This window comes from Micromonospora sp. NPDC049047 (assembly GCF_040649135.1).
Lineage (GTDB): Bacteria > Actinomycetota > Actinomycetes > Mycobacteriales > Micromonosporaceae > Micromonospora.
Genome location: NZ_JBEZEY010000002.1, coordinates 297,190 through 323,680, shown reverse-complemented (window position 1 = coordinate 323,680; position 26,491 = coordinate 297,190). Strand labels below are relative to the sequence as shown.

The following is a 26,491-nucleotide window of genomic DNA, read 5'->3' as shown; positions in this document are numbered from 1 at the left end:
GCACCTGTGGGGCTACCGATCCGGACTTATTGACATGCCGCCAACAGCGCGCGAGGGTGATGAACATGCCGACGCCCCCGCTCGACGGATCCCCCTCAGCCTGGCGCGAGCCGGAGCACGACGACCTCGCCGACCTGGCCCGCACCTTCTTCACCAAGGAGGTGCTACCGCACACCGACCGTCTGCTGGCGCAGGGCCACCCGGACCGCGAGCACTACCGCCGCGCCGGCGAGCTGGGGTTGTTGGGCCTGTCCGTCCCGGAGGAGTACGGCGGCGGAGGCGGCCAGTTCACCCACGAGGCCGTGCTGCTGCACGAACAGACGTACGCGGGTGAGAGCAGCCTCGGGTTGGCGGTGCACAGCGGCATCGTCACCGGCTACCTGGTCGCGTACGGCAACGCGGAGCAGAAGCGGCGGTGGCTGCCCGGCCTGTGCAGCGGCGAACTCGTGGGCGCCATCGCGATGACCGAGCCGGACGGCGGCTCCGACCTTCAGGCGATGCGCACCCGTGCGGTCCGCGACGGGGACGACTACCTGGTCACCGGCGCGAAGACGTTCATCACCAACGGTGGCCTGGCCGACCTGATCATCCTGGCCGTGAAGACCGACCCCGAGCAGCGGGCGGCCGGTGTCTCGCTGCTGGTCTGCGAGGTCGGCGACGATCCGGCGGGCTTCCGCCGGGGCCGGCTGCTGTCCAAGATCGGGCTGCACGGCAACGACACCGCCGAGTTGTTCTTCGACGAGTTGCGGGTGCCGGCGGCCAACCTGCTCGGCGACGCCGAAGGGCTGGGCTTCGGCCAGCTCATGCAGCAACTCCCGCAGGAACGGCTGGTCATCGGCGTCGGCGCGGTGGCCGCGATGCAACGCGCGGTCGAGCTGACCGTCGCGTACGCGAAGGAGCGCACCGCCTTCGGCAAGCCGCTGATGGGCCACCAGCACACCCGGATGGTGCTCGCCGAGTGCGCCACCCGCGCCCGGGTCAGCCGGGTCTTCCTGGACGACTGCATCGTCCGGCACACCCGCGGCGACCTGGACGTGGCGACCGCCGCGATGGCGAAGTCCTGGCTCACCGAAGGGCAGTGCGAGGTCATCGACAGGTGCCTACAGATCTTCGGTGGCTACGGCTACACGACCGAGTATCCGATCGCCCGGATGTACGCCGACGCCCGGGTCCAGAAGATCTACGGCGGCACCAACGAGATCATGAAGGAGCTGATCGCCCGTGCCCTCTGAGGCGTACGTCTACGACGCGGTCCGCACCCCGCGCGGACGCGGCCGGGACACCGGCGCGCTGCACGGGGTCAAGCCGATCTCGCTGGTGGTCGGCCTGATCGACGCGCTGCGCGAGCGCAACCCGGGGCTCGACGTGGGCCGCCTGGAGGATCTGCTGCTGGGCATCGTCACCCCGGTCGGCGAGCAGGGCGGCAACCTGTCCCGGGCCGCCGCGCTGCTGGCCGGGCTACCCGACCAGGTGGGCGGGGTGCAGCTCAACCGGTTCTGCGCCTCCGGGCTGGAAGCGGTGAACATCGCTGCCGCACGGATCCGCTCCGGCTGGGAGCACCTGCTGCTCGCCGGTGGCGTGGAGTCGATGTCCCGGGTGCCGATGGGCTCGGACGGCGGGGCCTGGATGAGCGATCCGCAGACCACGCTCGCCACGTCGTTCGTCCCGCAGGGCATCAGCGCCGACCTGATCGCCACCCTGGAGGGCTTCACCCGCGACGACGTGGACGGTTACGCGCTGCGGTCGCAGGATCGGGCCGCCAAGGCGTTGGCCGGCGGGCACTTCGCCCGCTCGGTGGTGCCGGTGCGCGACGGCAACGGGCTGGACATCCTCACCGTGGACGAGCACCCGCGACCGGACACCACCCGGGAGACGCTGGCCCGACTCACCCCGTCGTTCGCCGCGCTCGGCGACGCCGCCGGCTTCGACGCTGTCGCGTTGCAGAAGTTCCACTGGTTGGAGGCGATCGAGCACGTCCACCACGCCGGCAACTCGTCGGGCATCGTGGACGGTGCGGCACTCGTGCTGATCGGCTCGGCGCAGGTCGGCCAGGAGCTCGACCTCGCCCCGCGCGCCCGGATCATCAGCGCGGCGGTCAGCGGCGCCGATCCGACGCTGATGCTCACCGGCCCGATCCCGGCCACCCACAAGGCGCTCGCCGCCGCCGGGTTGACCGTCGCCGACATCGACCTGTTCGAGTTCAACGAGGCGTTCGCCGCCGCGGTGCTCAAGTACGTCCGGGACCTGGGTATCGACCCGGACCGGGTGAACGTCAACGGTGGCGCTATCGCACTCGGTCATCCGCTCGGCGCGACCGGGGCGATGCTGATCGGCACCGCCGTCGACGAGTTGGAGCGCCGTGACCTGCGCCGCGCGGTGGTGACCCTCTGCATCGGCGGCGGCATGGGCGTCGCCACCGTTCTCGAGCGCTGCTGACCCCCGGGGGACGACAATGACAAACACCATCCGGTACGACAGTGCCGCCGACGGCGTCGTCACGCTCACCCTGGACGACCCGGACCAGTCCGCGAACGTCATGAACCAGGCGTACGCGGCGTCCATGAGCGCCGCGCTCGACCGGTTGGAGGCCGAGCGTGACGAGCTGACCGGGGTCATCGTGACAAGCGCGAAGTCGACCTTCTTCGCCGGCGCCGACCTGCCGCGGACGATCCGGGCCAGCCGCGCGGACGCGCCCGAACTGGCCGAGCTGCTCGACACCATCAAACGGGACCTGCGCCGGCTGGAGACCCTGGGCCGACCGGTGGTCGCCGCGATAAACGGCTCGGCGCTCGGCGGTGGCCTGGAAATCGCCCTCGCCTGCCATCACCGGATCGCGCTTGACGCGCCGGGCAGCCGGCTCGGCCTGCCCGAGGTGACCCTCGGTCTGCTGCCCGGGGCCGGCGGTGTCACCCGGACGGTACGGCTGCTCGGCCTGGCCACGGCACTGACCACCGTGCTGCTCACCGGTCGGCGGATGCGCCCCGCCGACGCCCTGGCCGCCGGGCTGGTCGACGAGGTGGTCGCCACCCCTGCGGAGTTGCTGGACCAGGCCCGGGTCTGGATCGCCGCCAACCCGCACCCGAGCCAGCCGTGGGACCGACAGGACTACCGGATGCCCGGCGGCACCCCGACCAGCCGCTCGCTGGCCGCCCAGTTGCCGGCCTTCCCGGCCACCCTGCGCAAGCAACTCAAGGGTGCCCGGCTGCCCGCACCCGAGGCGATCCTGGCGACCGCTGTCGAGGGCGCGCAGGTCGACCTGGCGACCGCGTTCACAGTCGAGACCCGGCATCTGATCGGCCTACTCACCGGGCAGGTCGCCAAGAACATGATCGGTGCCTTCTTCTTCGACCTGAAGGCGGTGAACGGCGGCGCGGCCCGCCCGAGCGGGGTGGACGCCCCGCCGGTGCGCCGGGTGGCGGTGCTCGGCGCCGGGATGATGGGCGCGGGCATCGCGTACGCGTGCGCCACCGCCGGGTTGGACGTGGTGGTCAGGGACGTCACGCCGGAGGCCGCCGGCCGGGCCCGGGAGCACGCCGAGCGGTTGCTGGCCCGCAGGGTACGCAAGGGTCGCGCGACGCAGGCCGACGCCCGCGCGGTGCTGGACCGGATCACCACCACCGACCAGGTCGACGCGTTGGCCGGCTGTGACGCGGTGATCGAGGCGGTCTTCGAGGACCCGGCGCTGAAGCAGGCGGTCTTCGCCGAGGTGCTGCCGGTGTTGGCGCCGGGCGCGTTGCTCGCCTCCAACACCTCCACCCTGCCGATCACCGGGCTGGCCGAGGGGGTGGACCGGCCCGGCGACTTCATCGGCATGCACTTCTTCTCCCCGGTGCACCGGATGCCGCTGCTGGAGATCGTGGTCGGGGCGCGGACCAGCGACACCGCTCTGGCGCGGGCGTTCGACCTGGGACGGCGGATCGGCAAGACCCCCATCGTGGTCAACGACGGCAGGGGTTTCTTCACCAGCCGGGTGATCGGTCGGTTCCTCGACGAGGCGGTCGGCATGGTCACCGAGGGTGTTCCCGCCGCGTCGGTGGAGCAGGCCGCCCTGCAGGCGGGCTACCCGACCGGGCCGCTGGCGCTGGCCGACGAGGTGAGCCTCACCCTGATCCAGCGGATCCGCCGGCAGTTCGAGGAAGCCAGCGAGGAGTTCCTGCCGCTGCCGGCGCACCGGCTCGTCGACGAACTGGTCGACGCGTACCACCGGCCGGGGCGTGCCGAGGGACGCGGCTTCTACTCCTACGACGACGACGGCGGCCGGGGCCGGTTGTGGCCGGGCCTCGCCGACCTGGTCACCGACGTGGGCCGTGCGGTGCCGTTCACCGACCTCCAGGAACGGATGCTCTTCGCCGAGGCGCTGGACGCGCTGCGCTGCCTCGACGAGGGTGTGTTGCGCACCGAGACCGACGCCAACATCGGCTCGATCTTCGGCATCGGCTTTCCGGCCTGGACCGGCGGGGTCATCCGCTACGTCCGGCAGTACGCGGGCGGTCCCGCCGGCTTCGCGGCCCGTGCCGTCGAGCTGGCCGACCGGTACGGTGACCGGTTCACGCCCCCGGCCGACCTGGTCGACCGGCTCGCCGCCTCGGCCACCCGCCCCGGCGAACCGGCCGGCGTCGCATGACGGGCTCCGCCGGTGGGCGAGCCGGCGAGCCGGGCGACGCGGCGCACCGTGGGCCGCTGGCCGGGGTACGGGTGGTCGAGTTGGCAAGCCTCGCGCCGGCCCCGTTCGGCTGCATGGTGCTCGCCGACCTGGGCGCGGACGTGGTGCGGGTGGATCGTCCGGGTGCCCCGGGTGCGGGGCGGCTGGCCGCGCCGACCGGCGGACCGTTGCAGCGCGGCAGGCGGGTGACCGCACTGGACCTGAAGTCCCCGGCCGGTGTGGCCGACCTGCTGTGCCTCGTCGAGCGGGCCGACGTGCTCGTCGAGGCGTACCGGCCGGGGGTCGCCGAGCGGCTCGGCTTCGGCCCGGAGGTGTGCCAGGAGCGCAACCCCGGGCTGGTGTACGCGCGGATGACCGGTTGGGGCCAGCACGGCCCACTGGCGGCCCGCGCCGGGCACGACATCGACTACCTCGCGGTGGCGGGGGCGTTGGAGCCGCTGGGCCGGGCCGGTGAGCGCCCGTACGCGCCGATGAACCTGCTCGCCGACTTCGGTGGCGGCGGCATGCTGCTCGCCGTCGGGGTGCTGGCGGCGCTGCTGGAACGGGAACGCTCCGGCGTCGGTCAGGTTGTCGACGCGGCGATGGTGGACGGGTCGGCGCTGCTCACCTCGTTCCTGCACGGGCTGCTCGGCAGTGGCCTGTGGGCCGCGCCGCGCGGGCGCAACATGTTCGACGGCGGGGCGCCGTTCTACGACACGTACGCCACCGCCGACGGTGGGTTCATGGCTGTCGGCGCTGTCGAACCGGCCTTCTACGACGTACTCCTCACCGGCCTCGGCCTGGCCGACGACCCGGACCTGCCCGCGCAGTACGACCCGGACGGCTGGGATGAGCTGCGCCAGCGTTTCGCCGCCCGGTTCGCCGAGCGGACCCGGGACGAGTGGACGGCGGTCTTCACCGACCTGGACGCCTGCGTCGCGCCGGTGCTCGCCCCCGGTGAGGCGCACCGGCACCCGCACAACGCCGCGCGGGGGACCTTCGTCGACGTCGGCGGCGAGGTCCAGCCGGCCCCGGCGCCCCGCTTCGACCGGACGCCCCCGGCCCGACCAGCTCCTGCGCCGGACCCGGAGCAGGACGTCCTACCGGCAGCGAAGATTCTCGCGAACTGGCCGCGACGGGGCTGAGGGGCTGCGAGTTCCGGGGCGTGGTGGCACTCTCGGCGGAGCCGTTCCCGCCGGGACGGCAGCCAATTCTTCAGGGAGTCGACGAGCATGACCACGGATCAGTGGAAGGGCTACATCAACGGAATCCTCTACGGGGTCCAGTTCGACAGGACGCTCGACGACGCGGTGGTGACCCGGGTCGCCGCCGGCGTGGCCGCCGGGCTCTACCCGGGCGACCGGGCCGAGACGCTTGACGCGCTGGATCAGGCGCTGCGCTCCGAGATCCCGCTCAACGACGAGATCGAAACCCCGCACAGCGAGGAGAGCATCCGCACGTTCCTCCGCAACCTGTCCACCGCCCTCCAGGCGGGCGCCTCCGCACCTCGGCTGCGCTGATCAGGAGAGCTGTGCCGGGGACGGGCGCTCCGCTGACCCAGTCGCGTCAGTCACGTGACGACGGCGGCGGTTGTTGTACCAGCCGGCGAAGAGGGCTGTTGCGAGCAGCAGCTCCGCCAGGTCGCCTCCGTAGTACATGAGCTGGGCGGCGGAGCGGAACGCCTCCGGATCCGGGTTGTCGAGGCCGGGTGGGAGGGTGCCGGCCTGTGCGTACAGGTACTTGGCCAGCACGGCGTGTCCGGCCGCCGCGCCCAGCAGCGCGCCGACCCGGACCGCCAGCCCCGGGCGGCGCGGCGCCGGATCCGGCCCGGCGAGTGACCAGGCGAAGAGATAACCGGCGGCCAGGTAGTGCAGGTGCAGGGCGTGGTGCAGGACGGGCTGGCGCTCGGCCGCCGCGTACAGCGGGGTGAGCAGCACCAGCGCCAGCCCACCAGTGCTGAGCAGTCCGGCGGTGACCGGGTGTGCGAGCAGGTGCAGCAGGCGGGCGCGCAGCAACCGGCCCACCGCCCGGCGGACCGGCGGCGGCGCGACCCGCAGCAGCAGGGTGATCGGAGCACCGAGCACCAGCCCGAGCGGGGCCAGCATGCCGAGCAGCAGATGCTGCGCCAGGTGCCCGCGCGGGTCGCCGGAGAGTTCGGCAAGCGGCCCGACGGCGACCGCCAGCCCCGCGCAGCCGGCCAGCCAGGCGACGGTCCGCCGGTGCCGCCAACCCCGGGGGTCGCGCCCGGCGGCCAGCAGGTAGCCGCCGGCCAGCAGGGCGACCGGAAACAGTGGAAGCCAGGACGGCTCACCCGCCGGGTGACCGCCGTGCGCGAACGGCGCAACGGGCAGGAGCAGAGTCATCGGCGGCCGTCGCGCGACCGGGCCCGCCAGATCAGCAGGGCACCCGCCAGCAGCAGTGCCGCGCCGGCCAGGTTCCACACCACGTCGTACGGCACGAGGTGCACCCCGTAACGGATCTGGTGCAGCCGCAGGACCTTGTGGTCGACAAGCCCGTCGAAGAGCTGGAACCCGCCGGCGCCGAGCAGGAAGCCACCCCAGACGAGCCGGGTCGACAGGGCGTGCCGCCGGCGCAGGTCGGCGTACCAGAAGAACCCACCGACCAGGGCGATCACCTCGGCCGCGTGCAGCAGCCCGTCCGAGAGCAGCGCCACCGACGGGGTCGACCGGTCGTAGAAGTGGTGCCAGGCCAGCAACTGGTGGAAGACGATCTCGTCCACCGCGGCCATGATCGCGATGCCGATCAGGGCGCCGGCGAGGATGGCGGGCCGGACGTGGACGGTGCGGCCTCTCGGCAGGCTGGAATCGGCCACCACACACCTCGCATCCGCGTCGGGTCAGCCCCAAACTACCCCGAACTGGGCGCGGCACTCCTCGGCAACCATCGTCGCCGGCCTCCCCCGTTTCGTGACTCCGACCCGACCGACGGCATGATCATGGAGCCTGGAGGGGCAGTGGAAACCGAGAAGGAGGTGCCTGTGCCGGACGCGGACGAACTCGTCGCCAACGCACTCGCGGCGGTGCGCGGCGCCGACGTACGGCAGGCCGAACGGCAGCTGGACCACCTGATCGTCGGCACCGGCGCGGCGGACGGCACCACGGCGGTGGACGCGGCGGTGCTGGGCCGCCTGGTCCGGGGCCTGACGCGGCTCTGGCCGCGCGGCTGGCAGCCCGCCGACCTGGACCGGATCACCGCGCGGCGACTCGACGCCCGCGCCGCGCGCCTGGTCCGCGCCGCGATGGCCGTGCAGCGGCGCGAGCAGCCGGATCCGGTCCCGGCCTGGTTCGACGAGCAGCTACGCGACTTGACCACCGAGGGGCGGGCGAACGCCGCGGACGTGCTGGCCGGCTGGTCCGCCCGGGAGGGGCTGGACCGGGTCGACGCGCTGCGCACAGCCGTGGACGTCATCGCGCTTGTGGAGAGCCTGCCGCCGATCGCGGTACTGCGCCCGCCACCCGGGTCGAACGGCGCGGCGACCGCCCGCTCGGCCGGTCCGGCGCGCAGCGGGTCGCCGATGCTGGATCGGGTCCGGGCGCTACTGGCCAAGGCCGAGTCGACGACCTTCCCGGCCGAGGCGGAGGCGCTGACCGGGAAGGCGCAGGAGCTGATCGCCCGGCACAGCATCGACGAGGCGCTGCTGGCCGCCGGGTCGGCGCGCGGCGACGTGCCCGGCGGGGTCCGCCTGAGCACCGACACCCCGTACGCGGGTGCCAAGGCCCTGCTGGTGCAGGAGGTGGCGGCGGCGAACAGGTGTGAGGCGGTCTGGTCCGACGATCTCGGCTTCGCCACAGTGCTGGGCTGGCCGGCCGACCTGGTGGCGGTGGAGTTGCTCTACACCTCGCTGCTGGTGCAGGCCACCGCCGCCATGCTGCGCGGGCGGGCCGAGCGCCGGCCCGGATCGGGACGACGGACGAAGGTCTGGGACGAGTCGTTCCTCAACGCGTTCGCGCTGCGGATCGGCGAGCGGCTGCGCGTGGCCACCGAGGCGGCCACCGACGCGGCGGATCAGGCGACGGCCGACACGGCCGGGGCGGAGCGGCTGCTGCCGGTGCTCGCCGCCCGGGGTGAGGCGGTCCGGGAGCGGCTGGACACCCTCTTCCCCGGTGTCACCCGGCACCGACTGAGCGTGCGCGACGCCGAGGGTTGGTCGTCGGGCACCTCGGCCGCCGACCGGGCATCGCTCGACGTCGGGGGCGGGCGGAAGCCCCGCCAGGTGCCGGGCCGGCCCGATCGGCGCTGAACCGCCCGGCGTGGGATCACCACCAGCGAAGATATCTGCGATTTTCTTCGGTACGCCGTAGGGAACGGGTTGTCGGCTCCGACCCTGCGATGAGTCGCGCCCCGACCGGGGCGCGTGCAGAGCCTGAGGAGCGTCGCCGTGAAGTACATGCTGCTGATCTGGAACCGGCCCGGCTTCACCGAGGAGCTGTCCGAGCAGGACCGCACCGCCCTGTTCGGTGAGGTCGACGAGATCATGAAGGAGTTGACCGAGACCGGCGAGCTGATCGGCGGCCAGGCGCTGGCCAACCCGGCGCAGACGTTGACGGTCCGGGCAGTCGACGGCCGGGCCGAGGTCATCGACGGGCCGTTCATGGAGAGCAAGGAGCAGTTCGCCGGCTACCTGGCGGTCGACTGCGACGGCCCGCAGCGGGCCGCCGAGATCGCCGCCCGCTGGCCGGACGTGCGCTTCGGCGGTGCCATGGAGGTCCGCCCGATCATGGACGAGGCCGGAGCGGAGATGTGACAGACGACCGGACGGTCGAGGACCTGCTGCGCACTGTCGCGCCGCAGGTCCTCGGCCTGCTGGTCCGCCGGTACGGTCAGTTCGACAGGTGCGAGGACGCGGTGCAGGAGGCGCTGCTCGCCGCCGCCACCCAGTGGCCCGCGCAAGGCGTACCGGACAGTCCGCGCGCCTGGCTGCTCACCGTGGCCACCCGCCGGCTCACCGACGAGTGGCGCAGCGAGCACGCCCGCCGGGACCGCGAGCTGGCGGTGACGCTGCGCGAGCCGGCGTCCGCCGGGGTGGCTCCGGCGGCCGACGCGGAGCCCGCCGTGCCGGACGCCGACGACACCCTCACCCTGCTGTTCCTCTGCTGCCATCCGGCGCTTACCGGGTCGGCGCAGGTGGCGCTCACCCTGCGCGCGGTCGGCGGTCTCAGCACCGCCCAGATCGCCCGGGCACACCTGCTGCCGGAGGCGACGATGAGTCAACGGATCCGCCGCGCCAAGCAGCGGATCGAGGCCGCCGGCGCCCGGTTCACAATGCCCGGCCCCGCCGAACGGGACGAGCGGCTGCGCACCGTGCTCCGGGTGCTCTACCTGATCTTCAATGAGGGCTACACCGCGTCCAGTGGCCCGGATCTACACCGGGCCGAACTGACCGGCGAGGCGATCCGGCTGGCGCGCATCCTGCACGGGCTGCTGCCCGACGACGGCGAGGTGACCGGTCTGCTGGCGTTGATGCTGCTCACCGACGCGCACCGGGCGGCGCGGCTCGGCCCGGACGGGGAGTTGGTGCCGCTCGCCGAGCAGGACCGCAGCCGGTGGGACGCGACAGCCACCGCCGAGGGGATCACGCTGATCACCGACGCGTTGACCTGGTCGCCGCCCGGCCCGTACCAACTCCAGGCGGCGATCGCCGCGGTGCACGCCGAGGCGCCGACGGCGGCGCAGACGGACTGGCGACAGATCGTCGCGCTCTACCGGCTGCTGGCCCGGATCGCGCCGAACCCGATGGTCACCCTGAACCAAGCGGTGGCGGTGGCCATGGTGGACGGCGCGCGGGCCGGACTCGCCCTGCTCGCCCCGCTGGACGCCGACGAACGCACCGCCGGGCACCACCGGCTCGCCGCCGTCCGGGCGCACCTGCTGGAGCTGGCCGGGGAGACCGGCGCGGCGCGGGAGGCGTACCTCAGCGCGGCCCGGGGCACCACGAGTCGGCCCGAGCAGCGCTACCTGGAGCGCCGGGCCGCCCGTCTGGGCGGCGTCCGACCACCGCCGGCCGGCGGGCCGAGCTGACCCCGGACGGCCGGCGGCGCGCTGTCACGCGTCGGGGTCGACGGCCGGACAGGTGACGCCTCGGGCCGGCACCACCTTGTCGATCAGGTAGGAGTCGACCGCTCGGCCCACACACTGGACGCTTGTGGTGTAGCTGCCGTGCCCCCAGCCCTGGTAGGTGAGCAGCACGCCGTGCTGACCCAGCTGACGGGCCACGTTGCGGGACCAGTCGTATCCGCTGGCCGGGTCGTGCACCGTGGCGGCGACAAGCAGCGGCACGTCGGTGTGGACCCGCAACCGGTGCTGCGGATTGGCCACCGGGGTGGGGGTGCCCAGGCAGGTGACGAGAGCGAACAGGGCCGGTGGGTACCGCAGGTCCGGTGCGAGTCGGGCCGTCCGGCGCAGGTGTGCGGCGTACTCCCGGTAGTCCCGGACGGGCAGGCTCCAATCCTGACAGAAGACCGCGAAGGGGTACGCCGCGACGGCGTCGCCGGCCGCCCTGGTGTCGGCCGGGAGCGCGGCGGGCGACGCGGCGCCCGCGTCCATCGTGGCGAGCCAGCCGGCCAGCCCCGGCCAGCGCACGGTGTCGTAGAACTCCTTGTGGGTGAGCCGGACCAGCTCGAACGGGGTCAGCACGACCCCTGGCCGTTTCGGGTCGGTAAGCGTGCCTGCCTCGGCCCGGGCGCGCAGCCCGGCCCAGATCGTCCGGAGGTCCCGCCCGTGTAGGGCGCACGCGCTGGACCTGTCACACCAGGCGACGAACTCGTCGAACGCGCCCTCGGCGGTGCGGGCCTGACTGTCGAGGAAGGCGCGGGTGCCGACGCTGTGGTCCATCGTCGCCTCCAGCACCATGGCTCGGACCCGGTCGGGGTACAGCTCGGCGTACCGCTGCCCGAGCAGGGTGCCGTACGAGCTGCCGTGGAAGGTCAACTGCCGCTCGCCGAGCGCGGCGCGGACCGCGTCGAGGTCACGGGCGGCACTTGTCGTGTCCACGTGGTCGTAGAGCGGCCCGGTGCGGGCCCGACAGTCGGCGCGCAGCAGCGCGTTGCCGGCCAGCGTGGCGTCGAACTGGGCCTGGTCGGCGATCAGTTGCGGTTGCCGGGCGAGTAGTTCCCGGGCGCAGACCACCGGGTGGCTGCCGCCGGTGCCGCGCGGGTCGAAGCTGACGATGTCGAAGCGGCGGCGCAGGTCGGCGCTGAACCGGGAGCTGCCGTTGACCACCCGGTCGACCCCGCTGTCACCGGGGCCGCCGGGGCCGAAGACAAGCGCACCCTCGCGGGTGGCCGGCTTGGCGGCCCGGCGGGCCAGCGCCAGGTCGAAGTGCTCCCCGCGGGGTCGGTTCCAGTCGACAGGCAGCGACAGGGTGCCGCACTCGGCGGAGGTGTCCGTGGCGCAGGGGTGCCAGTCGATCGTCGGGTGGGCGGCGGCCGGGGTCGCCGGGGTCAGCCCGGCGGCGGTGAGGGCCAGGGCGACCGTCCAGCCGACTGCTGATTTGCGTACACGCAGCATGAGGTGCTGTCCTCTCCTGGAGGGAGCGTTACCGGTGAAACTCGCCCGCTGGGCGAGGTGATGCTGCTTCCGCCCGGGTCGTCGAGTAGCCGCTCGACGGCCCGGGACCTTCGGCCGTGGTCAGTCGACCTCGAGCAGGACGCGTTCGAGTTTGGTCATCCGGGTCTCCATCCCGCCCAGCCGACCGTCCATGGCCGCGAGCAGTCGGGCGTTCTCCGCCTGCGCCTGGGCGGCCGTCTCGGCGAGCTGGCGGTAGTCGTCCGCCCGGGACGCCTCGTACCGGGCCCGCCGGGTCTTGGCGAGCTGCACGACGGTCACCGTGAACACGCTGATCAGCAGGGCGAAGATGCCGATCGCGCCGACCACCTCGGTCCAGTCGTGGTCGCTCATCGGTTCGCTCCCGGCTGGTCGGCCGAGTCGGGCACGGTCAGCGTCTCGGCCGCCGCCGCGATGATCTCGGGGGTGAGGGTGAGCACGAACGGCTGCACCTCGTAGTAGTTCATTGCCTTCCCGTCCTCCGACAACTCCAGGCTGGCGGTGACCAGCCCGGCCGCCGCCAGCTTCCGTAGGTGGACCTGCAACAGCGCCCGGCTGATGCCCAGTTGTCGGGCCAGCCCGCTGACGTAGGCACGCTCGCGGGCCAGCGCGGCGACGATCCGCAGCCGGTGCGGGTTGGCCAACGCGGCCAGCGCCCGGACCAGATCGTTGCCGGTCGGCGACGAAGCGCTGCTGCTCACAACAAGCCCTCGCACATGCAAAAGGAAGCTAGCAGGTGTGCCGGCGCGGCGGTGCGGGCCGAGAACGGAATCAGGGGGATCTCAGGGTCGCGAGTCGGGGCCGGACACACAGACACGCCGGGCCGGTGAATGATCACCGACCCGGCGTGCGGGTTACGTCGTACGTCAGCTCTTGAAGGCGTCCTTGATCTTCTCGCCCGCCTGCTTGAGCTTGGCCGTGGACTGGTCAGCACGACCCTCGGCCTCGAGCTGCTCGTTGTCGGTGGCCCGACCGGCGCCTTCCTTCAGCTTGCCGGCCGCGTCCTCGCTGGCGTTGTTGATCTTGTCGTCGAATCCCATTGCCAACCTCCATTGCAAGCGTCGCTACGCCCCAAGCAGTACCCCCGCCGGCACCGGTCCAACCATCACGGCCGTCACAGTCAGCGATCGGCCGACCGGAACCGGCGCAGTCGCAGACTGTTGGCCACCACGAAGACCGAGGAGAACGCCATGGTGGCACCGGCGATCATCGGGTTGAGCAGCCCGGCGGCGGCCAGCGGCAGGGCCGCCACGTTGTAGCCGAACGCCCAGAACAGGTTGCCCCGGATGATGCCGAGCGTGCGTCGGGACAACCGGATGGCGTCCACCGCGGCGTCCAGATCACCCCGGACCAGGGTGAGGTCGGACGCCTCGATCGCCACGTCGGTGCCGGTGCCCATGGCCAACCCCAGGTCGGCCTGGGCCAGCGCCGGGGCGTCGTTGACCCCGTCACCGACCATCGCCACCGACCGCCCCTGCGCCTGGAGCCGCTTGACCACGTCGACCTTGCCGGCCGGCAGCACCTCGGCGATCACCTCGTCGATGCCCACCTCGGCGGCGATCGCGCCGGCCACCGTGGCGTTGTCCCCGGTCAGCAGGACCGGGGTGAGCCCCAGCGCCCGCAGCCGGGCCACCGCCGCCCGGCTGGTCGGCCGGACCACGTCGGCGACCGCGAGCACCCCCCGGGCCCGCCCGTCCCAGGCCGCGACGATCGCCGTACGGCCGGCGGCTGCCGCGTCGCGGACAGCCTCCTCGACCTCGGGCGGTACGTCGAACTCCCGTTCCCGCAGCAGCCGGACCCGACCGACAAGCACTACCCTTCCGTCGACAGTGCCGGTCACGCCCAGCCCTTCGAGGTTGCCGAAACCGGTCACCGGGGGCAGCGACCCCGCCTCGGCGGCACCCGCCGCGACCGCCCGGGCGATCGGATGCTCGGAGGCGGCCTCCACCGCACCGGCGAGCCGCAGCAGCTCGCCACGATCGGTGCCGCTTGTTGGCAGCACATCCACCAGGGTCATCCGTCCGGTCGTCACGGTGCCGGTCTTGTCCAACACGACGGTGTCCACCCGGCGGGTCGACTCCAGCACCTCCGGCCCCTTGATCAGCACACCGAGTTGCGCGCCCCGGCCGGTGCCGACCAGCAGCGCGGTCGGGGTGGCCAGGCCGAGCGCGCAGGGGCAGGCGATGATCAGCACGGCGACGGCGGCGGTGAACGCGGCGGTCGGGCCGGCCCCGGTGCCGAGCCACCAGCCGAGCGTGCCGACGGCGAGCGTGATCACGATCGGCACGAAGACCCCGGAGATCCGGTCCGCGAGCCGCTGCACTGCGGCCTTACCGCTCTGCGCCTGCTCGACCAGGTCCGCCATCCGGGCGAGTTGGGTATCTGCGCCGACCCGGGTGGCGCTGACGATCAGGCGGCCACCCGCGTTGATGGTGGCGCCGACCACACCGTCGCCGGGACCGACCTCGACCGGCACCGACTCACCGGTGAGCATGCTGGCGTCCACGGCGGAGGTGCCCTCGTCGACCACCCCGTCGGTGGCGATCTTCTCCCCGGGACGCACCACGAACCGGTCACCGACGGCGAGCTGCTCCACCGGGATCAGGGTCTCCACCCCGCCGCGCAGCACCGCCACCTCCTTGGCGCCGAGCTCGAGCAGGGCACGCAGGGCCGCACCCGCGGTTTGCTTGGAGCGGGCCTCGAAGTAGCGGCCGGCCAGGATGAACACCGTCACCCCGGCGGCGGCCTCCAGGTAGATGTTGCCGGCACCGTCGGTGCGGGTGATGTCGAAGCGGAACGGGTGCGTCATGCCGGGCATGCCGGCGTCACCGAGGAAGAGCGCCCAGAGCGACCAGCCGAACGCGGCGAGGGTGCCGAGCGAGACAAGAGTGTCCATCGTCGCCGCGCCGTGCCGCAGGTTGGTCCAGGCGGCCCGGTGGAACGGCAGCCCACCCCAGACCACCACCGGGGCGGCCAGGGTCAGCGACAGCCACTGCCAGTAGTCGAACTGCCAGGCCGGCACCATGGCCAGCAGGACCACCGGCACGCTGAGCAGCACCGAGACCCAGAGCCGGGTACGCGGACCCTTCAGCGAGTCCACCGGCTCCTCGGTGGCGGTGGGCGGCGACGGCAGCGCCGCCGAGTACCCGGTCTTGCGCACGGTCTCGATCAGGTCGTCGGGTGTGACCCCGTCGTCGTACCGGACGGTGGCCTTCTCGGTCGCGTAGTTGACCGCGGCACTCACCCCGTCCATCCGGTTGAGCTTCTTCTCGATCCGGGCGGCGCAGGCGGCGCAGGTCATCCCGCCGATCGCCAACTCGATCCGGTTGGGTGCCTCGGGCAGCGGTCTACTGGTGGTGGTCATGGTCTGGTCCCGTCAGTTGTGCCCGTGCCCGGGGGTGCCGTGGTCGGCGCCGCCGCTCGGCGCGGGTCCGCTCGGGTCGTTCCCGGCCGGCGGGGTGCCGGCGACGACTGTGAACTCGGCGGTGTGCACGGTTCCGCCGTGCTGGAAGTCGAGGTAGAGCCGGTAGCTGCCGGCCGAGGGCACCTCGGCGAGGAAGCCGACCGTCGGACCGGGCCGGGTCCGGCCGTCGCCCGGCGTCCCGTCCGGATGCACGTGCAGGTACGCGAGGTCGCCCCGACGCAGTGCCACCAGGTGCCCGTACGCGCCCAGGTAGGGCTCCAGGTCGGTGACCGGCTGCCCGTCCCGGCTGACGGTGAAGGTGAGCGGGGCGGTGCGACCGGGCTGCGGCGAACCGGTGAGGGTGACCGTGTAGCCGTCGACGGTGGTGCTTGTCGCCGGTGCGGGCAGCGGTCGTTCGGTCAGCTCGCCGGGGACTGTCACGTCCACGCCGAGCGTCAGCGGCTCACCCCCGGTCGGGGTGAAGTCGGCGAACGCCCGCCACTGCCCGGGGCCGGTCAGCGGGGTGTCGACCCGCCAGGTGCCGTCCGGGGCCAGGTCGGGGTGCACGTGGCGGAAACCGGAGAGGTCCCGGCGGGCGACGATCAGGTGCATCGTCTTGTCGTGTGCCACCTCGTACCCGGTGACCGGGCGGCCGTCCGGGCCGGCGATCCGGAAGGCGAACTCGCCGACCGGGGCGTCGACCGGTTCGAGGGTGTAGCCGCTCTGGGAGACGAGCAGGCCGCCGGGGAACCGGTCGGCCGTTTCGGCGTGCTCGTCCGCCGCCGGGCTGGCCTCGCCGTCGTGCCGGCCCTCGACCACAGTGCTGCGATCGGCCACCCGGCCGACCCCGTACGTCGCGCCGAAGACCGCCGCCAGGCCGACGGCGAACCCGGCCAGTTTCGTCACGGTGCGCATGCCGGCCCGCCGATCACGCGTCGACGAGGTCGTAACCGGCCTCGTCGACGGCGGCCCGGACAACCGCGGTGTCCAGGGGCTCATCGCTGCTGACGGTGACCCGGCCGGCGGCGAGGTCGACCTGGACGTCACGTACGCCGGCGATGGCGCCGACCTCGGCGCTCACCGCGCTGACGCAGTGCCCACAGGTCATGCCCTGCACCTGGTACGTCGTGTTGACCATCGGATCGTCTCCTTCGCGGTACCGGTACCCGGTGGGGGTATCTCTACGAGATAGGACCGTACCATACCCCCTGGGGGTACGCTATCCTTGCCGACATGACCGCACCCACCCCGATCCGCGGATACACCGCCAGCAAGGACCAGCTGCTCGCGCGGCTCCGCCGCGTCGAGGGGCAGGTCCGGGGCATCGAGAAGATGGTCGACGACGACCGCTACTGCATCGACGTGCTCACCCAGATCTCCGCCATCCAGGCCGCCCTCGACAAGGTGGCCCTCGGGCTGCTCGACGGGCACGCCCGGCACTGCATGCACGAGGGCGCCGCCGAAGGCCGGGCCGACGAGATGGCCAACGAGATGATGGCGGCGGTCGGCCGGCTGATGAAGCGCGGCTGACCGCCCTCAGTCCGGGGCGGGCCCGAGCCGGACCCGGCGCAGCAACTGCGCGTTGAGCGCCACCACGATCGTGGACGCGGACATCAGCACCGCGGCCGCCGCCGGGCTCAACGCCACACCGGCCCCGGACAGCACCCCGGCGGCCAGCGGCAACGCCACCACGTTGTAGCCGGCCGCCCAGGCCAGGTTCTGCCGCATCTTCCGGTACGACGCCCGGGACAGCCGGACCACCGCGCCCACCCCGCGCGGGTCCGAGGACGCCAGCACCACCCCGGCGGACTCGATCGCCACATCGGTGCCCGCCCCGATCGCGATGCCCACGTCCGCCCGGGCCAGCGCCGGCGCGTCGTTCACCCCGTCGCCGACCATCGCCACCACCAGCCCCCGCCGCTGAAGCTCGGCCACCCGATCGTCCTTCTCGGCCGGCAACACCTCGGCGAAGACCTCGTCGACGCCGGGCCGGAAGCCGAGGTCGGCGGCGACCGCCTCGGCCACCGGCCGGGCGTCACCAGTGATCATGGCGATGGTCCGGATCCCCTCGGCACGCAGCTCGTCGACCGCGCGCCGGGCCTCCGGACGTACCTCGTCGGTAAGCGCGAACGCACCGAGCACCGCCGCCGGCAGCCGCACCAGGTGCAGCACCGCGGCACCCCGCGCCGACCACCGCCCGGTCGCCGCCGCCACGTCGGCGGGGAGCACGAGACCCAGCTCCCGCAGCAGAGCCGGCCCGCCCACCGCGTACTCCGTGCCGTCGACTGTCGCCTGCACACCGCGGCCCGGCAGGGACCGGAACCCGACGGCCCGGGCCGCGCCACCGGGCTCGGCCGCCGCCACGATCGCCCGGGCCAACGGATGTTCGCTGTCCGACTCGACGGCCGCCGCGATCCGCAGCACCTCGTCCCGTCCGACGCCCGCCGCCGTCACCAGGTCGGTCACCCCGTGCTCACCCCGGGTCAGCGTGCCGGTCTTGTCGAAGAGCACCGCGCCGACGGTGCGCATCCGTTCCAACGCCAACCGGTCCTTCACCAGGATCCCGGACCGCGCGGCGAGGCCGGTGGAGAGCGCGACGACAAGCGGGATGGCGAGACCAAGCGCGTGCGGACAGGCGATCACCAGGACGGTGACCGCACGGACCACCGCCTGGTCCGGCTGACCGAGCGCGGTCCAGACCAGCACGGTCAGCACGGCGGTGCCGGTTGCCAGGTAGAACAGCGCGGCGGCGAACCGGTCGGCAAGCAGTTGGGCCCGCCCGCCGGAGCCCTGGGCCTGCGCGACCATCCGCTGGATGCCGGCGAGGGCGGTCTGCTCACCCACCGCCTCCACCCGGACCCGGATCGCCGAGTCGGTGGCGACGGTGCCGGCCACCACCCGGTCACCTGTCGACCGCGCGACCGGTCGCGACTCGCCAGTGATCATCGACTCGTCCAGTTCGGCGCCACCGCCGACGACCCGGCCGTCCGCCGGCACCCGACCCCCCGGCCGGACCAGCACCACGTCGTCGAGCCGCAGCACGGTCACCGGCACCACCTCGATCCGGCCGTCCGCCGCCACCCGTTCCGCCTCGTCCGGCAGCAGCGCGGCCAGCGCCGCCAGCGCCCCCCGGGCCTGCCCGATGGCCTTCATCTCCTGCCAGTGCCCGAGCAGCATGATGGTGACCAGCGCTGCCAACTCCCACCAGAAGTCCAGGTCGAAGGCACCCAGGCTGGTGGCCAGGGACGCGGTGTAGGCGACGGTGATCGCCATCGCGACGAGCAGCATCATCCCGGGCGCCCGGTCGCGCACCTCCCGGATCGCACCGACCAGGAACGGCCAACCGCCCCACCAGAACACCACCGAGCCGAGCACCGGCCCCACCCAGGAGCCAGCGCCTCCGGCCAGGCCCAGCCGATCCGACACGAGGTGACTCGTCAGCACCACCGGGACGGTGAGCACCAGGCAGACCCAGAACCGGCGGCGGAACATGGCAGGATCGTGCCCGGCGTGCTTGTCGTGTCCGGCGTGCTTTTCGTGCGGCACGGGTGCAGCGCGCTGTGGGTGCTCGGGTGGGGTCGGAGCGGACATGCTTCCAACATGCCGGCCCGACGGCCACCACGCGGGCGGTTCGGCCGCTCGACGCTCCGGCGCGCCCGGCAACCTCCCGGTGGGCTGACTAGCATCTCCCATGATCGCCCTGCGCATGCCGCCGCACATCCGGACGCCGCGACGGCGTGGTGACGCGGCCGACCGGCCGCGCACTGACCGTCAGTGATCAGGCGGTCGGCAGGCAGCGAACCGCACCGCCGTCCGGCGCGTTCGCGTCGAAACGGTGAACCGCGCGGCCCGCTGACACGTATCCCGCACCGGATCGTTGGGAGTCTCGACTTGGGTTCCGACCACGCCCGTCCCGCGCCGTCCGCCCCGCCCCGGGTGCGACGGATCCTCGTCGTGACGGTGGTGCCCCTCTTCGTCGCCACAGTGCTCGCCGCGGCACTGCTCTGGCCGCGCGGAGGAGCGACGCAGACCGACGGAGGAGCGGACGTGCCGCGCTACGCCGGCACGGTGACCCGCGTGGTGACCGAGCCGTGCCCGCCGCTGCCGTCGAGCCCCGAGGACACACCCAGGACCGGCGCCGGGCCGTGCGGCACTGTCGACGTCCGGGTGGACGACGGCCCCGCCGCCGGCCAGCAGGTGCGGACACCGGTGCCCGACGGTCCGGGCGCACCACGGGTGGACGTCGGCGACGAGGTCATCCTGGTCCAGTTGACCGACCCTACCGATCCCGCCACCAGCAACTGGAACATCGCCGAGCACCAGCGCGGCACTCCCCTCGTGTGGCTGGCGGTGGTCTTCGCTGCCGCGATCGTCGCGTTCGGCCGGTGGCGGGGGCTGGCCGCGCTCGGCGGGTTGGCGGCCAGCTTCGCCATCCTGCTCACCTTCGTACTGCCGGGCATCGGTGCCGGCAGATCACCGCTGCTGGTGGCGGTGGTCGGCGCCGCCCTGATCATGTTCGTGGTGCTCTATCTGACCCACGGCGTCACCGCGCAGACCTCGGTCGCGGTGCTCGGCACCCTGGGCAGCCTGGTACTGACCGGCGCGCTCGCCACCATCGCCACCGCGGCGACCCACCTCACCGGCTTCGGCAGTGAGGAGGCGACGACACTGTCGATGTTCCAGGGTGACGTGGACCTGCACGGCCTGCTGCTCGCCGGGATCATCATCGGTTCGCTCGGGGTGCTCGACGACGTGACGGTCACCCAGGCCGCCACCGTCACCGAGTTGGCGAACGCCAATCCCGGGCTGACCCGGATACAGCTGTACCGGGCGGCGACCCGCGTCGGCCGCGCGCACATCGCCTCCACCGTCAACACCATCGTGTTGGCGTACGCGGGCGCGTCGCTGCCCCTCCTGCTCCTGCTCACCGCCGACTCGCGGCCGATCGGGCAGATTCTCACGAGCGAGTTCCTCGCGCAGGAAATCGTCCGCAGCGCGGTCGCCACACTCGGGCTGATCGCCGCCGTGCCACTGACCACCGGGCTGGCCGCGATCGTGACCACGGCCGGACGTGTCGACGCCACGCCGCCGGGCGACGCCCCCGGGCCGCGCCCCCAACCGGACCCGGCGGAGGCACTTGCCGCCCTCAACGCGCCGCGGACGGCGCGATCCGACGAGCCGGACGAGACGCGGACCCGGCCCGCATCCACCGCCACCGACGGGTGGCCGGAGTCGAACAGGAGCACGGATACGGCATGGTGACACTCCTCAGCGTGACCAGATCGGGTCTCCCCCCTGAGAACCGCGTCACTGGTTACCAAACGCTATGGCGAAATGACACTTTTGGTCGGCATCCAGGCGTAGCTCACCGAGTCGACTCTCGGGTAACCTCGCTGCCGGTTACCGATGAAGGCGCGAAGCGGCGCCTGCGGTGCCACCGCCCAATCGCCAACCGGCGAGCCGGGGACCCAGGTGTGTGGGGTGAATCCGCGTCAGCGGTAGGGGCCACTTCCGCCCCGAACCCGTCAGCTAACCCGGTCGGCGGTCGAGGGAAGGGAACATTGTGACGGCACCCCTACGCCGCTGGTTGACACCCGTGGTGGCCGTGATCGCCGCACTGACCGTGCTCGCCGGGCCTCTCCCGGCCCACGCCGCTCCGACGACCCCCACACCATCCGGGCACGAGGAGGACGACGAGCCCAAGCTCATCACCGACCTCATCGAGCAGGTCAACCGCGACTACTCCGCCGCCAAGTCCAAGCTGGACAAATCCAAGAAGCGGCAGTTGGAGTTGGCGCTGGAGGTGGACCGGGCCAAGGCCGACCTGGACGCACTGACACCACAGGTCGGGCAGATCGCCGCCCAGTCGTACCGGACCGGTCGGATCGGCGCGCTCGCGATGCTGCTGGAGAGCGACGCCCCGGACACGTTCGTCCAGCGCGCCGCGATGCTCGACGAGATCAACATGGTGAACGAGAACAAGCTCGCCGAGGTCAACGCGGCGAAGTCCCGCGCCGAGCAGGCCAAACTGCTCCTCGACACCGAGGTCCGGGAGCAGCAGAAGCAGACCGCCGTGATGGCCAAGCGCAAGAGCGAGGCCGACAAGGCGCTCGCCCTGGTCGGCGGCAAGGGCTTCACCGGCGGCCTGGTCGACGCCACCTCGAAGGTCGCCAAGATCGGCCCGGGTCGCACCGCCGACGGTGACTGGAAGCCGCAGTCCTGCAGCGAGAAGGACCCGACCACGTCCGGTTGCGTCACGCCGCGGACGCTGCACGCGTACAAGGAAGTCAAGGCCGCCGGATTCAACCGGTTCGTCGGCTGTCACCGCAACGGTGGACCGTACGAGCACCCGAAGGGCCGCGCCTGCGACTGGTCGTTGCAGAAGAGCGGCTTCAGCCCGTGGCACAACAACGACACCCGGATGTACGGCAACAACGTGGCCGCGTTCCTCATCCGCAACGCCGACCGGCTCGGCATCTACTACGTGATCTGGAACCGGCAGATCTGGTTCCCGGCGACCGGCTGGAAGTCCTACAGCGGACCGTCGAACCACACCGACCACGTACACATGTCGATGCTCTGACCCGCGCCACCTGTTGCCGAGGGCCGCTCCGCGTACTGCGGGGCGGCCCTCGGCAGGTCAGGCGGCAGCAGCCGGGTCAGCCGACCCGGCCGGCACGCCGAGCGTCGCGAAGCCGGCCGGCACGGCGGCCACCGGGCGCACCACTCCGGCGGCGAGCCGGTACGACACGCCCACCACAGCGCAGCGCCCCCGCTCCACCTCGGCGGCCAGCACCGGCGACTGCCGGAGCAACGTCTCGACGGTCTGCGCGATGTGGATGTCGACGATGCCGTCGATGTCGTCCACGCCCTCGGCCTCGGCCCGACGCAGACTGGGCAGCACTGCATCTACCACCGCCGGCAGGTGCCCGGCCGGTTGGGTGCCGGTCGCGACGGATTCCCGCGCCGCCTGCACCGCCCCGCACGAGTCGTGGCCGAGCACGACCACCAGGGGGGTGCCCAGGACGGCCACCGCGTACTCCACGCTGCCGAGCACCTCCGGGCCGGTGGTGTGCCCGGCCGTGCGGACCACGAACAGGTCACCCAGCCCTCGGTCAAAGATGATCTCGGCGGCCAGTCGGGAGTCGGAGCAGCCGACGATCACCGCGAACGGGTGCTGCCCGTCGGCCACGGCGGCCCGGTGCCCGGCGTCCTGGTTGGGGTGGCGTGGGGCGCCGCTGACGAAGCGCACGTTTCCGGCGGTCAGCTCGGCGTACGCCCGGACCGGCTCGCTGAGTGCGGGCGCCCGGTCGGCGCTCCGCTGCGGACCCGGCTGCCCGTCGGGAGTTCCAGCACGACTCATCCCCGCACCTCGTCTTCACGCGTCTGGCCTGGTCAGGTGGCTTGTCAGCCGGGCCGGCGGCGGCGCTGGCTCGGGCTCCACCGTCACACGCACCCTAAGATGCGTCAAGGGATGCGTGATTTAGATTTCATAGGTTGACGTCGGTTCGCACCCTGGGTAATCCACCTGACGCACGGGGGGCGAGACTCCCAGGGTCAGGGCGGACGCCCGGAGAGGCGGTCACACGATGGCGAGCACCCCGACGGGCGAGACCGGCGGCGGGCGGAACTGGACGTTCCTCACCAACCACGGGCACGTGCTGCTGGCCATCGGCCGCAACCCCACCGCCCGGCTCCGCGAGGTAGCGGCCGAGGTCGGGGTGACCGAACGGGCCGCGCAGGCGATCGTCGCCGACCTGGAAGCCGGCGGTTACCTGCACCGCACCCGGGTCGGACGGCGCAACGAATACACCCTCAACCCGGCCGGCCGGTTCCGACACCCCGCCGAAGCCGACCGCCAGGTCGGCGACCTGCTGGCCCTGTTCGCCGACGAGCCCGACACCGAGGTCGGTCCCGAGACGTGACCCCCGTCGCCGGGCCGCTACCGGACCGGGCGCAGCGGTAATCTCTGCGGGTGCGCGAATGCCCGCCGTTGAGCGCGACCAATCCGTTCCACCGCAGCGCCCGTGTCGCTCGCAGTGTCCTCAGTGGAGCCCTGGCGGCCCTGCTCGGCACCGCGCTGATCGCACCCGCACCGGCCCGGGCGGCACCGTCGGCCTGCGGCCCGGCCAGTGCGGAGAGCCTGACAGCGATGCCGTGGGCGCTGCGCCGGCTGGAGCCGTCCGCGGCGTGGCCGCTGTCCCGGGGTGCCGGAGTGACAGTCGCGGTCATCGACTCCGGGGTCTCCGCCGTCCACCCGCTGCTCGCGGGCCAGGTGCTCGAGGGTCGCGACTTCAGCAACCTGGCAGCCAGACAGGGCCAGTGCGATCTGGTCGGGCACGGCACGATGATCGCCGGCATCATCGCCGGCCGGGAGGGCACCGGCGCCCCGTTCAGCGGCGTCGCGCCGGCCGCCCGCATTCTGCCCCTCCGGGTCCTGCCGGACCTCAAGGACACCAGGGACCCCGACCTTCCCCTGCAGATCGCCGCAGCGATCGACTTTGCTGTCGAACAGGGCGCCGACGTGATCAACCTGTCCCTCACGACAGTGCCTGTTCCCGAGCTGACGGCGGCCGTCGACCGTGCGCTGGCCCAGCGGGTGGTGCTGGTCGCCGCCGCCGGCAACCGGAAGGAGGATCAGCAGGACCGTCCGGGCTACCCCGCCGCGCACCCCGGCGTGATCGCGGTCGGCGGAGTCGACGAGCAGGGCGGTCACGTGGGCAGCTCGACAAGCGGCGACTATGTCGACATCGCCGCACCAGGGCTGAACATCATCGGGCCGGCACCTCAGGGGTCCGGCTACCGCGCCGAGCCGGCCGGCGGCACCAGCTTTGCCGCCGCGTACGTCTCGGGAGTGGCCGCGCTGGTCCGGTCCGCCTACCCGGACCTCACCCCGGCACAGGTCGCCGAACGGCTGCAGCGCACGGCGGACAATCCGCCGGAGGGTCACAACAGTGACATCGGCTACGGCGTGGTCAACCCGTACCGGGCGGTGTCGGGCCTGCTGGGCACCCGGGCCAACCCGCCGGCCGCCGCGCTCCCGGCTCCGGTCGCGCCGCAGGACCCACTGGGCTGGCAGCGCACCGCCGCGATCTGGGCCGCGGCGGTCGGCGGGCTGCTGGCCCTGCTGCTGCTTGTCGCCCGGCCGATCGTGGCCCGGGGCCGCCAACGCGGCTGGCGCCCCGGCCGCCGCACCGACGAGCCCGTCACCGGCTGAGCCGACTCGTCGGCGCGCCGCCCACACCGGCACCGGCATCAAGGGGCCGTTTCTCGGTGGGTTGGTCCGGTCGACCGCCATCGGGCCGCTCCCTGAAACCCGGCTGACGGTGTGCGCTCACTGCTGCTGATACGGACCCGGCGGCGGGCCCAGACCTGGCCAGCCGGACGGGCCGGGCACCGGAGCGGTCGGCGAGGGCGGTTGACCCGCCGGTGGATAGCCGGACGGCGGGTACCCGGGCTGGCCCGGCGGGCCGTGCCCAGGGACGGGCGGCGGGCTGTGCCCAGGGACGGGCGGCGGGCTGTAGCCAGCCGCCGGCGGATGGCTGGCGGGCCAGCCGGGTGGCGGCATGCCGGGTGCGCCGGGGTACGGAGCGACCGTCGCCGGCGGGGTACGCCGCTTGCGGCGTCGCAGCACCACCAGCAGCACGACCAGCCCGATGATAGGCACGCCCAGGCAGAGTCCCACCTGGACGATCGCGCCGGCCTTGTTCGAGACGCCGAACTCGATCGCCGGGCCGGCATCGTCGCCGGGTGGGGTGGCGCGGCCGGGACGGGTCGGGCCGGGGGCCTCGCCCTTCAGCAGCGGGTTCGCCGTCACGGCGGGCACCGAGCGGGTCAGGGCGGCGATCGGGTCGACCCGCCCGAAGCCGAACTGGGGGTCCCGGCCGGCCGGCCCGGCGTCGCGGGCAGTTTCGATCAGGCGGTTGATGACGTTGGGCGCATCGAGCTTCGGGTACTCAGCGCGGATCAGCGCCACCACCCCGGAGATGATGGCCGCCGCCGAACTGGTGCCGCTGCCGAGCGAGTAACCGTTCGGCGAGACCACCTTGGGCGCCGGCCGGATAATGCTCTCCATCGGACTCGCGATGACGACCTCCGGGCCCTGCACGGAGCCGGCGAAGAAGCCACCCCGCTTGTCGAACCCGGAGACGGCGATGACGCCGGGGATGTTGGCCGGTGCGATGACCTGTCGGTCGCCCTGCTCGATGTTGCCCGCGGAGGCGACCACCACGGCGTCCTTGCTCAGCGCGTAGTTGATGGCGTCCACCAGTTCCGGCGGGGCCGTCCCCTCGTCGCCGAGCGAGAGGTTGATGACGTCAGCTCCGTTGTCCGCGGCCCACCGGACGCCCAGGAGCACGTCTTGGCTGTCGAAATTGGCGCCCGTGGAGACCGGGAGGATCTTCGCGGCCGGGGCGATGCCCAGCACGTGCATATTGCCACCGCCGCGCCCGGCGATGATGCCGGCCATCGAGGTGCCGTGCCCCTTTTCCTTGTCGTCGTCACGCCGGCCGTCCCTGGCGGCCATCGCGTTGGTGCCGTGCCCGGCGAGCACCTGGCCGCGCAGGTCGGGATGGTTGGCCTCGACCCCACTGTCGACGACTGCGACCACGACACCCGCGCCCTTGGTGATCTTGTGCGCGGCAGGGATTTTCAGATAGTCCAGGTACCACTGATAACCGCGGACCGTGTCCGCGGCCCGGGCTGGCGTCGGCATGACAGTCACGGCCGGGGCCAGCGCGGCGCACAGCGCCAGCGCGGCCGCGCCCACAGCCCGTGCCGATCGGAAGGGCTTCCCCGTACGCATCGATCCCCCGTACCTCGCCGACGCCGACACAATGCGGCTCCGGCCCGGGTGAACCGGACCGGAGCCGCACCGATCAGTG

Annotated in this window: 25 protein-coding genes and 1 riboswitch; of the genes, 13 read left to right on the top strand and 12 right to left on the bottom strand. The window is 72.9% G+C overall.

What is annotated here, in order from left to right:
• Positions 1-65 precede the first annotated feature (65 nt).
• The 5 genes from AB0B86_RS04500 (at position 66) to AB0B86_RS04480 (ending at position 6,162) form a co-directional block, all read left to right on the top strand.
• Complete coding sequence (locus AB0B86_RS04500) at positions 66-1,232, top strand: acyl-CoA dehydrogenase family protein (RefSeq protein WP_357402655.1); 1,167 nt, start codon at positions 66-68, stop codon at positions 1,230-1,232.
• Positions 1,222-2,436 carry an acetyl-CoA C-acetyltransferase gene (locus tag AB0B86_RS04495; RefSeq protein ID WP_357415236.1) on the top strand — a complete coding sequence of 405 codons (1,215 nt, stop codon included), beginning with the start codon at positions 1,222-1,224 and terminating at the stop codon, positions 2,434-2,436. The genes AB0B86_RS04500 and AB0B86_RS04495 overlap by 11 nt, the downstream gene beginning before the upstream one ends.
• A 16-nt stretch (positions 2,437-2,452) precedes the next feature.
• The gene (locus AB0B86_RS04490; protein WP_357415233.1) at positions 2,453-4,624 is read left to right on the top strand and encodes a 3-hydroxyacyl-CoA dehydrogenase NAD-binding domain-containing protein; all 2,172 of its coding nucleotides are present in this window, start codon (positions 2,453-2,455) and stop codon (positions 4,622-4,624) included.
• Positions 4,621-5,787 (top strand): CaiB/BaiF CoA-transferase family protein, encoded by a 1,167-nt coding sequence (locus AB0B86_RS04485; protein WP_357415230.1) that lies wholly within the window; start codon positions 4,621-4,623, stop codon positions 5,785-5,787. The genes AB0B86_RS04490 and AB0B86_RS04485 overlap by 4 nt, the downstream gene beginning before the upstream one ends.
• An 87-nt stretch (positions 5,788-5,874) precedes the next feature.
• Positions 5,875-6,162: a hypothetical protein gene (locus AB0B86_RS04480; protein WP_357402663.1), complete on the top strand. Its 288-nt coding sequence runs from the start codon at positions 5,875-5,877 to the stop codon at positions 6,160-6,162.
• Here the strand turns inward: AB0B86_RS04480 and AB0B86_RS04475 are convergent, their stop codons facing one another.
• Both AB0B86_RS04475 and AB0B86_RS04470 read right to left on the bottom strand, forming a co-directional pair.
• Positions 6,163-7,005 (bottom strand): cytochrome c oxidase assembly protein, encoded by an 843-nt coding sequence (locus tag AB0B86_RS04475; RefSeq protein WP_357415228.1) that lies wholly within the window; start codon positions 7,003-7,005, stop codon positions 6,163-6,165. It lies immediately after the preceding gene.
• Positions 7,002-7,475, bottom strand: coding sequence for a DUF2243 domain-containing protein (locus AB0B86_RS04470; RefSeq protein ID WP_357402667.1), 474 nt, complete (start codon positions 7,473-7,475; stop codon positions 7,002-7,004). The genes AB0B86_RS04475 and AB0B86_RS04470 overlap by 4 nt, the downstream gene beginning before the upstream one ends.
• A gap of 141 nt (positions 7,476-7,616) precedes the next feature.
• Between AB0B86_RS04470 and AB0B86_RS04465 the strand changes: the two genes are divergently transcribed.
• The 3 genes from AB0B86_RS04465 (at position 7,617) to AB0B86_RS04455 (ending at position 10,681) form a co-directional block, all read left to right on the top strand.
• Entirely contained in the window at positions 7,617-8,903 is a 1,287-nt protein-coding gene (locus tag AB0B86_RS04465; RefSeq protein ID WP_357402668.1) for a DUF2786 domain-containing protein, read from the top strand.
• Between the two features lie 147 nt (positions 8,904-9,050).
• Entirely contained in the window at positions 9,051-9,407 is a 357-nt protein-coding gene (locus tag AB0B86_RS04460) for a YciI family protein (protein WP_357402852.1), read from the top strand.
• Positions 9,404-10,681, top strand: coding sequence for a DUF6596 domain-containing protein (locus tag AB0B86_RS04455; RefSeq protein ID WP_357402670.1), 1,278 nt, complete (start codon positions 9,404-9,406; stop codon positions 10,679-10,681). Before AB0B86_RS04460 ends, AB0B86_RS04455 begins: the two co-directional genes overlap by 4 nt.
• Before the next feature lie 24 nt (positions 10,682-10,705).
• Here the strand turns inward: AB0B86_RS04455 and AB0B86_RS04450 are convergent, their stop codons facing one another.
• The 7 genes from AB0B86_RS04450 to AB0B86_RS04420 all read right to left on the bottom strand — a co-directional run bounded on the left by AB0B86_RS04450 (position 10,706) and on the right by AB0B86_RS04420 (position 16,746).
• Positions 10,706-12,169 (bottom strand): alpha/beta hydrolase, encoded by a 1,464-nt coding sequence (locus AB0B86_RS04450; protein WP_357402672.1) that lies wholly within the window; start codon positions 12,167-12,169, stop codon positions 10,706-10,708.
• A 120-nt stretch (positions 12,170-12,289) separates the two neighbouring features.
• On the bottom strand, positions 12,290-12,559 hold the full coding sequence (locus AB0B86_RS04445) for a hypothetical protein (RefSeq protein ID WP_357402674.1): 270 nt from the start codon (positions 12,557-12,559) through the stop codon (positions 12,290-12,292).
• The gene (locus AB0B86_RS04440; RefSeq protein WP_357415224.1) at positions 12,556-12,906 is read right to left on the bottom strand and encodes a helix-turn-helix domain-containing protein; all 351 of its coding nucleotides are present in this window, start codon (positions 12,904-12,906) and stop codon (positions 12,556-12,558) included. The genes AB0B86_RS04445 and AB0B86_RS04440 overlap by 4 nt, the downstream gene beginning before the upstream one ends.
• A gap of 165 nt (positions 12,907-13,071) precedes the next feature.
• Complete coding sequence (locus AB0B86_RS04435; RefSeq protein ID WP_278137166.1) at positions 13,072-13,245, bottom strand: CsbD family protein; 174 nt, start codon at positions 13,243-13,245, stop codon at positions 13,072-13,074.
• 80 nt (positions 13,246-13,325) lie between these two features.
• Positions 13,326-15,569 (bottom strand): heavy metal translocating P-type ATPase, encoded by a 2,244-nt coding sequence (locus tag AB0B86_RS04430; protein ID WP_357402678.1) that lies wholly within the window; start codon positions 15,567-15,569, stop codon positions 13,326-13,328.
• Between the two features lie 12 nt (positions 15,570-15,581).
• Positions 15,582-16,523 carry a hypothetical protein gene (locus AB0B86_RS04425; RefSeq protein ID WP_357402680.1) on the bottom strand — a complete coding sequence of 314 codons (942 nt, stop codon included), beginning with the start codon at positions 16,521-16,523 and terminating at the stop codon, positions 15,582-15,584.
• 13 nt (positions 16,524-16,536) lie between these two features.
• Positions 16,537-16,746, bottom strand: coding sequence for a copper ion binding protein (locus AB0B86_RS04420; RefSeq protein WP_357402682.1), 210 nt, complete (start codon positions 16,744-16,746; stop codon positions 16,537-16,539).
• Positions 16,747-16,841: 95 nt separating this feature from the next.
• Between AB0B86_RS04420 and AB0B86_RS04415 the strand changes: the two genes are divergently transcribed.
• Positions 16,842-17,138 carry a metal-sensitive transcriptional regulator gene (locus tag AB0B86_RS04415; RefSeq protein ID WP_354971810.1) on the top strand — a complete coding sequence of 99 codons (297 nt, stop codon included), beginning with the start codon at positions 16,842-16,844 and terminating at the stop codon, positions 17,136-17,138.
• Between the two features lie 6 nt (positions 17,139-17,144).
• On the opposite strand, the gene AB0B86_RS04410 is transcribed toward AB0B86_RS04415, so the two are convergent.
• Positions 17,145-19,100, bottom strand: coding sequence for a copper-translocating P-type ATPase (locus AB0B86_RS04410; protein WP_357402684.1), 1,956 nt, complete (start codon positions 19,098-19,100; stop codon positions 17,145-17,147).
• Between the two features lie 399 nt (positions 19,101-19,499).
• Between AB0B86_RS04410 and AB0B86_RS04405 the strand changes: the two genes are divergently transcribed.
• Both AB0B86_RS04405 and AB0B86_RS04400 read left to right on the top strand, forming a co-directional pair.
• Positions 19,500-20,870, top strand: a complete 1,371-nt coding sequence (locus AB0B86_RS04405) for a YibE/F family protein (protein ID WP_357402686.1) — start codon at positions 19,500-19,502, stop codon at positions 20,868-20,870.
• Between the two features lie 166 nt (positions 20,871-21,036).
• A riboswitch (cyclic di-AMP (ydaO/yuaA leader) is annotated at positions 21,037-21,167 on the top strand.
• Between the two features lie 4 nt (positions 21,168-21,171).
• Positions 21,172-22,191, top strand: coding sequence for a hypothetical protein (locus AB0B86_RS04400; RefSeq protein WP_357402688.1), 1,020 nt, complete (start codon positions 21,172-21,174; stop codon positions 22,189-22,191).
• Positions 22,192-22,248: 57 nt separating this feature from the next.
• On the opposite strand, the gene AB0B86_RS04395 is transcribed toward AB0B86_RS04400, so the two are convergent.
• A complete protein-coding gene (locus AB0B86_RS04395; RefSeq protein ID WP_357402690.1) occupies positions 22,249-22,971 on the bottom strand; it encodes a carbonic anhydrase in 723 nt (240 codons plus the stop codon).
• Positions 22,972-23,197: 226 nt separating this feature from the next.
• On the opposite strand from AB0B86_RS04395, the gene AB0B86_RS04390 reads away from it, so the two are divergent.
• Both AB0B86_RS04390 and mycP read left to right on the top strand, forming a co-directional pair.
• On the top strand, positions 23,198-23,533 hold the full coding sequence (locus AB0B86_RS04390; RefSeq protein ID WP_357402692.1) for a MarR family winged helix-turn-helix transcriptional regulator: 336 nt from the start codon (positions 23,198-23,200) through the stop codon (positions 23,531-23,533).
• 50 nt (positions 23,534-23,583) lie between these two features.
• A complete protein-coding gene (mycP, locus tag AB0B86_RS04385; protein ID WP_357402694.1) occupies positions 23,584-24,825 on the top strand; it encodes a type VII secretion-associated serine protease mycosin in 1,242 nt (413 codons plus the stop codon).
• A gap of 117 nt (positions 24,826-24,942) precedes the next feature.
• Here the strand turns inward: mycP and AB0B86_RS04380 are convergent, their stop codons facing one another.
• Entirely contained in the window at positions 24,943-26,412 is a 1,470-nt protein-coding gene (locus AB0B86_RS04380; protein WP_357402696.1) for a S8 family serine peptidase, read from the bottom strand.
• Positions 26,413-26,491: the final 79 nt, after the last annotated feature.